The following is a 7,879-nucleotide window of genomic DNA, read 5'->3' as shown; positions in this document are numbered from 1 at the left end:
CTCGAGATGGCGCGCGATGTTCCCATATCGGCACTACAGGAGTACGATGCCTGTCGCGCCAATTCCTTGAATTGGATCACGTTAAGCCGCGCGCTTTGGGCGGGGGAGACGAGGCCTCTAATCTGCGCCTGTTGTGCAGGGCCCACAACGATTCGGAAAGACGCCGATTGCTGGGAGAGGGTGGGATTCCTACTTGGACTCTGTCGGAAGAGACAAAAGGAAATCCCGGATCGCGTTCGTGTAAGCCGGGCGGCGCAGAGGCGTGACCGGGGCGCGGGTGCCGGCTTCGGCACGGCTGACGGGCGCGGCGGGAGCAGAGGGCATGACGTCCTCATAGTCCTCATCGGCAAGGCCGAGATAGACCATGGTCTTGCGCAGCGGGTTCGCCATTGTGTCCTCCGAAAGTCGAGCTAGCGTTTCGACATTAACCGGTGGTTGAACGTTTGCCCGTGATTGCCGTCCCGATGCGCAGGTGTGTCGCGCCCTCGTTGATCGCCTCCGTGAAGTCGTCTGACATGCCGGCCGAGATGGCCGTCGCCTCTGGAACGATGGCCCGGATGCGGTCGGACACCCTTCGGACGAGCGCGAATGCGCCACGCGGCTCGGTATGCAGCGGTGCGACCGCCATAACCCCGCGGAGCCGTAGCCCGGGCGTTGCAGCGATGTGCTCGGCGAGGCGATCGGCCTCGGCGGGCTGCACTCCCCCGCGGCTCGCGTCGTCGGTGAGGTTGAGCTCGACGAAGCAGTCGAGCAGGCCGTCGCCGGGATCGCGTGCCGCCAACGCATCGACGAGGGATCCCCGGTCGACCGAGTGCACCGCGCTGGCGTAGCGCCTCACCGCCCTCGCCTTGTTGCTCTGAAGCTGACCGACGAAGTGCCAGGCGATGTCGAGATCGGTGACCTCGGCTGCCTTCGCCGCGGCTTCCTGGTGACGGTTCTCACCCACATCCCGCACGCCGAGCTCGTACAGCTCACGAACCATGGACGCGGGATGGAACTTGGTCACGACGATGCGGGTCAGCTCTGCCGGGTCGCGGCCCGCGGCGCGGGCGGCGTCCGCGATCTTGGCGTCTACGTCCGCTAGTCGCGTGGCTAAGTCCTCATTCAGATGTGCCACTGCGCCTTCTTGTTCGCCGGTCCCTGCCCGACGAACCCGTTCGCTGCGCTCACTTCAAAAAGTCGGGGACGTCGAGATCGTCGTCGTCATCGAAGTCGCGATCGAGCGGTGCCACCGGCTGAGTCATCGGCAGGTCGGGCTCTGCCGACCAGCCGCCATCGCCATCGGCGGCCGAGGCACCGTGAGCGCCCACCGCCACCGGGACCTGCGCCTCGACGAAGTTGGTGCGACGTTCGCGCTGCGGCATCCTCGTCGGCTCGCCGCCGTCGAACCCGGCGGCAATGACGGTAACCCGCACCTCGTCACCTAGCGTGTCGTCGATGACGGCGCCGAAGATGATGTTCGCCTCGGGGTGCACCGCCTCTTGCACCAGGCGGGCCGCGTCGTTGATCTCGAAGATCCCGAGGTTCGATCCGCCCTGGATCGACAGCAGCACACCGTGCGCCCCATCGATGCTCGCCTCGAGCAGCGGGGATGCGACCGCGAGCTCCGCTGCCTTGATCGCGCGATCGGCACCGCGGCTGGCACCGATGCCCATGAGGGCCGAGCCTGCCCCGGACATGACAGACTTGACGTCGGCGAAGTCGAGGTTGATGAGCCCGGGAGTGGTGATGAGGTCGGTGATGCCCTGAACGCCCGCCAGCAGGACCTGGTCTGCGGTGGCGAACGCCTCGAGCATGCTCATGCCGCGATCGCTGATCTCGAGCAGCCGGTCGTTCGGCACCACGATGAGGGTGTCGACCTCGCTCTTCAGGCTGTTGACCCCGATCTCGGCCTGCGCCGAGCGGCGCTTGCCCTCGAAGCCGAAGGGCTTGGTCACGACACCGATCGTGAGTGCACCGATCGACTTGGCGATGCGCGCGACGACGGGCGCGCCGCCGGTACCGGTTCCGCCGCCCTCTCCGGCAGTCACGAAGACCATGTCGGCGCCCGCGAGGGCCTCTTCGATCTCCTCGGCGTGGTCTTCGGCGGCACGACGGCCGACCTCGGGGTCGGCGCCGGCGCCGAGACCGCGAGTGAGTTCACGCCCGACATCGAGCTTGACGTCGGCGTCGCTCATCAGCAGCGCCTGGGCATCGGTGTTGATCGCGATGAACTCCACCCCGCGCAGACCGAGCTCAATCATGCGATTGACGGCGTTGACCCCACCGCCGCCGATTCCGACGACCTTGATCACCGCCAGGTAGTTCTGATTCGACGTCACGTTCCGGCCTCCGAGGGGAAAGTTTCAACCTCAGCTTGAAGTTGAGATTCTTTCTCAATACGATGATTCGTCCCCACGGTAAGCGCGTCGTAGCGGAACACCCCGGACATCTGTGCGCGTGTCGCCGCGCGGAGATCAATCCAGTCGGAAGACCGCACTCCCTGGTGCGGAGACGTCGTACTCCCCAGGACCGGCCGTCGCGAACCGCGCCAACAGAGCGGCCAGGATGGCGGCCTTCCGTTCGGAATCGACTGCGCTCCCCCACACCACCCGCTGGTCGCTGCCGGTGAGGTTCACGGTCACGTCGTCTCGGGTGCGGGCGCTGATCGAGTCGACCTGGGCGAGTACCTCAGGTGGCAACGCAATGAGCACCTCGGCCATCGCCCCGAAGCCGGTTCCCTCGGGACCATCGCCGTCGATCTGCAGCAGGGGCAGGCTCGGCGGGCGGGTCGACGACGATTCGAGAACCACTCCCGCGGCGTCGAGAACGTCGAACCCCGTCGCGGTCGCAACCACGCCGAGCGGGGTGCGCTCGACGATGTGGATGACGAGAGTGCCGGGCGGCACCAACTCCGTCACATAACTTCGGATGCTGGTGAACTGCCCGAGGTCTTCGCGAATGCGGGCCTCGTCGAGAAGCGCGAGCGGGGTGCCGAGTTGTCCCGACACCGCCTCGGCGACGACAGCGGGATCCAGCCGGGCGGCGCCCTCGACCCGGATGTCACGGAGCGCGAGGATCGGCGAGAACACCGCAGCCGCGATAAGTCCTGCGGTCGAAGCCAGGCTCGCCAGCACGACGAGCCAGCCGATCCGGCGCCGTCGGGCGTGACGAGTGAAGCGTTTGACTTCCGCGCGCTTCGCTTTGGCGGAGGCGCTTTCGCGCCTCCGCGCGGCGCCAGCGCCGACGCCCGTTTCGGGCGTCGGGTCACGTTGGGCGGGCGGCCGAGCCTGCGGCTTGTTCGGCGGCGCGGCGACCGGTGCAGGTTGCGCAGCGGGGCGCTGAGGCCGTTTCACGGCTCGAGTGCGGCGACCAGTTGCGGGATGATCCGGTAGACGTCGCCGCAACTGAGCGTCATCACGAGGTCTCCGGGGCGGGCGATCTCACCGACCCGGTCGGCTGCCGCCTGCCAGTCGGGAAGGTAGTCGACCCGCGACGCGTCGCGGAACCGCTCGGCAACGAGCGCGCCGGTCACCCCGGGGATGGGATCCTCGCGCGCCCCGTAGACGTCGAGAACGACCGTGTGATCGGCGAGTCGCTCGTAGGCTTCGGCGAACTCCCCCGCCATGGCCTGAGTTCGGCTGTAGAGGTGCGGCTGGTGCACGGCGATGACGCGACCTGCGCCGACGACCGAGCGGGCGGTCTCGAGTGCCGCGACGACCTCGGTGGGGTGGTGCGCGTAGTCGTCATAGACCCGCACGCCGGCGACCGTCGCGTGGTGCTCGAACCGACGACCGGTGCCGGCAAACGCCTCGAGGCCGCGTGCGATCCCGGCCGGTTCGAACCCGAGCCCAGCGAGCACCGCGAACGCCCCGGTCGCATTGATCGCGATGGCGGCGGCGACGGGCAACCGCACGTCATGCTCGACCCCGGCGACCACGATCGTAGTGATGACGGCATCCGCGTCGATGCGCTCCGCGACGAGCCGCACGTCTGCATCCGCCGCCGTTCCGAAGGTGAGGGAACGGGGCGCCGTCGCGCGGGCGGCGACGGTGCGGGCACCGGAGTCGTCGGCCGAGGTCACGAGCAGCTCCGACGCCCGTGACGCGACCCGCACGAAGGCATCCTCGACCGCCTGAGCCGAGCCGTAGTGGTCGAGGTGGTCGTCGTCGAGGTTGGTGACGAGCACGACCGCGGGGTCATAGAGCTCGAACGAGCCGTCCGACTCGTCGGCCTCGATCACCCACCAGTCGCCCGACCCGTGCCCGGAGCTGCGACCGTAGCCGGCGATGACGCCGCCGTTGACGAACGACGGGTCCGCCCCGAGTTCGCGCAGGGCGGTGACGACCATGCCGGTCGTCGTCGACTTGCCGTGCGCCCCCGAGACGGCGATGAGCCGGGTGCCGCGCACCAGGAAGGCGAGCGCGTGCGCACGGTGAAGCACCGGGATGCCGCGGCGCAACGCTTCCTGGTACTCCGGGTTGTCCGCCCAGAGCGCCCCGGTGACGACGAGGGCGTCGACATCCGACCCGACCTGCGCGGCGTCGTGACCGATCCAGACCTCGGCGCCGGCGGCCCTCAGCTCCTGGACGGCTGCGCTCTCGCTGCGGTCGGAGCCCGTGACGCGGTGACCTGCGTCGAGGAACAGGCGGGCAATGCCGCTCATGCCCGATCCGCCGATGCCGACGAAGTGGAGGGCGCCTAGCTCGGCTGGGATCTCCAGATTCAGGTCGGGCTTGATCATCGGTCAACGTTACCGGCGGCCCGCGTCGCGTGCTTCAACCACGAGATCGACCATGCGATCGGCGCTGTCGCGCACGCCGACCGCGACCATCCGGGCCGCCATGTCGGCGACGCGAGCTCGATCCCGAAGCAGCACGGGGAGGTCGTGCGCCACGAACTCGGGGGTGAACGCCGCGTCAGGCACGAGAACGGCCCCACCTGCATCGACCGCGCCTCGGGCGTTGAGCGCCTGCTCGCCGTTTCCGACGGCGTACGGCACGAACACCGCGGGCACTCCGACCGCGGCGAGTTCGCAGACCGTCGCGGCTCCGGCACGCGACACCGCGAGGTCGGCGATGGCGAGAGCGAGATCCATGCGGTCGCAGTATTCGACGATGCGATAGCCGGCGAGTGCCGGATCCTTGACGGGCGAACGGCTGCCGGTGATGTGAAGCACCTGCCAGCCGGCGCCGAGAAGGGCGGCGACCGACTCGGCGACGCTGCGGTTGAGCCGCAACGCTCCCGTTGAGCCTCCCGTGACGAGCAGCACCGGCTTGTCGGCGTCGAGCCCGAAGAACACCAACCCCTCGACGCGAGCCGCGGGGCGGTCGAGTCGCTCGATCTCGGCGCGGAGCGGCAGCCCGACGACGCGCGAATGCTGCAACCGCGTGCCCGGGAAGGTCACGCCGACGAACCGTGTCCAGCGCGCGGCGAGTCGATTCGCGATCCCCGGCCGGGCGTTCTGCTCGTGCACCGCGATTGGCAGCCGCTCCTTGCGGGCCGCGGAGTACGCGGGGGCCGACGCATAGCCGCCGAACCCGACGACGACGTCCACGCCGCGATCGCGCAGGATGCCCCGCACCCGGTTGACCGACGCGCGCCAGCGACCCGGGAACCGCAGCGCGTCGGCGTTCAGCCGACGCGGAAACGGCAGCCGCGGCACGGTGACCAGCTCGTAGCCGCGCTCAGGCACGAGTCGGGCTTCGAGCCCCTCGGCCGTACCGAGCACCAGGATCACCGCGCCGGGCTCGCGCTCGCGCAGCCGGTCGGCCGTTGCGAGCAGGGGGTTGACGTGGCCGGCGGTCCCTCCACCGGCAAACAGGTACGTGGTCACTTGATAATTCTGCTCGACCGCACGACCGGAGCATCATCCGCCGGAGATTGACGGCGGTGTCGCGCGAACGACAGCACGACGCCGATTGCCACCATCGTCGTGAGCAGGGCCGAGCCACCCGCCGAGACGAGCGGCAACGGCACTCCCAGTACCGGGAGCACCCCGAGCACCACCGCGATGTTGACAAACGCCTGGCCGAGGATCCACGTCATCACAGCGGCCGTCGCGATCTTCGCGAACGGGTCGCGCGCGATCCGGATGATGCGCACAAAGCAGATCGCGAGCAGCACGAACAGGGCGAGCACGAGCAGGCAGCCAACCAGGCCCAGTTCTTCGCCGATGATCGCAAAGATGAAGTCGTTGTCGGCCTCGGGAATCCACGACCACTTTCCTGCGGAGTTGCCGAGCCCGACGCCGAACACGCCGCCGTGCGCGAGAGCCTCCCAACCGTGCACGGTCTGCCAGCACTCGTCGCCGAGCAGGTTCGGGTCGACGCACCCCGACAGCCAGGCGTCGATCCGGTCGCGACGGGACAGGCTCAACGTCGCGACGCCGGCTGCGAAGACGGCGATCACCGCGACCGCAACGGCGAGATGCCGCAGCCGCACACCCGCAAAGAACAGGGTGCCGAGGGTCAGCAGAATGATGATCGAGGCCGAACCGAGGTCGTTGCCCACGAGCACGAGTCCGACGCAGACAGCCACGATCGGGCCGATCGGTACGAGGACGTACCGCCACTCGTCGAGGAGATGCGCCCTCTTCACCAAGATCCACGGCAGCCAGATGACGAGCGCAAGCTTGATCAGCTCCGAAGGCTGCGCGGTGAACGAACCCAGATCGAGCCAGCCGCGGTTACCACCGGTCTCATAGCCGAGGTCGGTGAAGACGAGCAGCTGCAGTACCACCCCGAGAATGACCGCCCACCCGGCCCAGCGCTTCCAGAACGAGATCGGCGCGCGGGACGCGAGCAGCAGCAGCGGCAGCCCGATGACGGCGTACAGGCCCTGCCTGGCGGCGCGCGCGAAGAAGTCGCCGTCGTCGATGCGCGACTGAATCGCCGATGACGACAACACCATGACAAGACCGAAGACGAGCAGGAACAGCGTCGTACCGAGCAGCAGAAAGAACTCGGGCGTCTCGGCGGCGAACAGTTTCCGCACGGCGACGATTGCGGTCGGGACAGGCTTGTCGACCGCTTGCTCAGACGGTCGGTTGAGCGGGCGGCTCGGACCGGGGCGCTGAACTCTCGCCAAGGTCGCCTCCCGTCAACTCCCGCACCGCATCGGCGAACCGCCGTCCGCGGTCCGCGTAGTCGATGAACTGGTCCATCGACGCCGCCGCAGGAGCGAGCAGCACCACGTCGCCGTCCTGCGCGAGCGCTGCAGCCGCCCGTACCGCGACGAGCATCACCTCAGTCTCCGACTCGGCGACCTCGACGACGGGGACGCCGGGCGCGTGTCGCTGGAACGCCTCGCGCAGGGCTGTGCGGTCGATTCCGACCAGCACCGCACCGCGCAACCGCTCGGCGTGCCGTTTCACCAGCGGCGCCGGATCAACGCCCTTGAGCAACCCGCCCGCGATCCACACCACCGAGTCGAAGGCCGCGAGGGCCGCGCTCGCGGCGTGCGCGTTAGTCGCCTTCGAGTCGTCGACGAAGGTGACCCCCTCGAACTCGGCGATGTGTTCGGTGCGGTGGTGGTCGAGGGCGAACGAGCGGATGGCATCCCGGATCGCCGCCGGCGCGACGCCTGCAGCCCGGGCGAGAGCGGCTGCGGCGAGGGTGTTGGCGACACCGTGCGGTGTGCCGAGCCCCGACGCCCGAAGATCATCGAGCGTCGCCAACTCGAGGGCGGTACTGTGCCGCTCGTCGAGAAACGCCCGGTCCACGAGCATCTCTTCGACGATCCCGAGGTCGCTCGGGCCGGGCAGCCCGAGCCCGAAGCCGATCGCGCGGCAGCCTTCCTGTACCTCCGCGTCTTCGACCATCTCGCGAGTTGCCGGGTCGCCCTGGTTGAACACGCAGGCGACCCGGGTGTTGGCGTAGACCTTGGCCTTGGCCTCCCG

The 7,879-nt window shown here is 68.8% G+C and carries 9 protein-coding genes; 1 reads left to right on the top strand and 8 read right to left on the bottom strand.

Translation table 11 applies throughout. The features are described from left to right. Window positions 1-26: 26 nt before the first annotated feature. Window positions 27-266, top strand: coding sequence for an HNH endonuclease (locus tag RMO30_RS13115; RefSeq protein ID WP_397427890.1), 240 nt, complete (start codon window positions 27-29; stop codon window positions 264-266). Here the strand turns inward: RMO30_RS13115 and RMO30_RS04925 are convergent. The 8 genes from RMO30_RS04925 to RMO30_RS04890 form a co-directional block, all read right to left on the bottom strand. Then, on the bottom strand, window positions 190-390 hold the full coding sequence (locus RMO30_RS04925) for a hypothetical protein (RefSeq protein WP_397427891.1): 201 nt from the start codon (window positions 388-390) through the stop codon (window positions 190-192). The genes RMO30_RS13115 and RMO30_RS04925 overlap by 77 nt on opposite strands. Window positions 391-424: 34 nt before the next feature. Then, window positions 425-1,117 carry a YggS family pyridoxal phosphate-dependent enzyme gene (locus RMO30_RS04920; protein ID WP_309710274.1) on the bottom strand — a complete coding sequence of 231 codons (693 nt, stop codon included), beginning with the start codon at window positions 1,115-1,117 and terminating at the stop codon, window positions 425-427. 49 nt (window positions 1,118-1,166) lie between these two features. Then, on the bottom strand, window positions 1,167-2,321 hold the full coding sequence (gene ftsZ, locus RMO30_RS04915) for a cell division protein FtsZ (RefSeq protein WP_309710271.1): 1,155 nt from the start codon (window positions 2,319-2,321) through the stop codon (window positions 1,167-1,169). 135 nt (window positions 2,322-2,456) lie between these two features. Beyond that, complete coding sequence (locus tag RMO30_RS04910; RefSeq protein WP_309710269.1) at window positions 2,457-3,335, bottom strand: FtsQ-type POTRA domain-containing protein; 879 nt, start codon at window positions 3,333-3,335, stop codon at window positions 2,457-2,459. Next, entirely contained in the window at window positions 3,332-4,723 is a 1,392-nt protein-coding gene (murC, locus tag RMO30_RS04905) for a UDP-N-acetylmuramate--L-alanine ligase (RefSeq protein WP_309710267.1), read from the bottom strand. Before murC ends, RMO30_RS04910 begins: the two co-directional genes overlap by 4 nt. A 9-nt stretch (window positions 4,724-4,732) precedes the next feature. Further along, window positions 4,733-5,815, bottom strand: coding sequence for a UDP-N-acetylglucosamine--N-acetylmuramyl-(pentapeptide) pyrophosphoryl-undecaprenol N-acetylglucosamine transferase (locus tag RMO30_RS04900; RefSeq protein WP_309710265.1), 1,083 nt, complete (start codon window positions 5,813-5,815; stop codon window positions 4,733-4,735). Continuing rightward, window positions 5,812-7,068: a putative lipid II flippase FtsW gene (gene ftsW / locus RMO30_RS04895; RefSeq protein WP_309710261.1), complete on the bottom strand. Its 1,257-nt coding sequence runs from the start codon at window positions 7,066-7,068 to the stop codon at window positions 5,812-5,814. Before ftsW ends, RMO30_RS04900 begins: the two co-directional genes overlap by 4 nt. Further along, a partial coding sequence (locus RMO30_RS04890; protein ID WP_309710259.1) for a glutamate ligase domain-containing protein occupies window positions 7,016-7,879 on the bottom strand: 864 nt, incomplete at its 5' end. The genes ftsW and RMO30_RS04890, both read right to left, overlap by 53 nt.

Origin of the sequence: Pseudolysinimonas sp., assembly GCF_031389465.1 — a bacterium.
GTDB lineage: Bacteria > Actinomycetota > Actinomycetes > Actinomycetales > Microbacteriaceae > Pseudolysinimonas_A.
The sequence above is the reverse complement of the archived record's forward strand: the minus strand, read 5'-3'. Positions and strand labels throughout refer to the sequence as shown.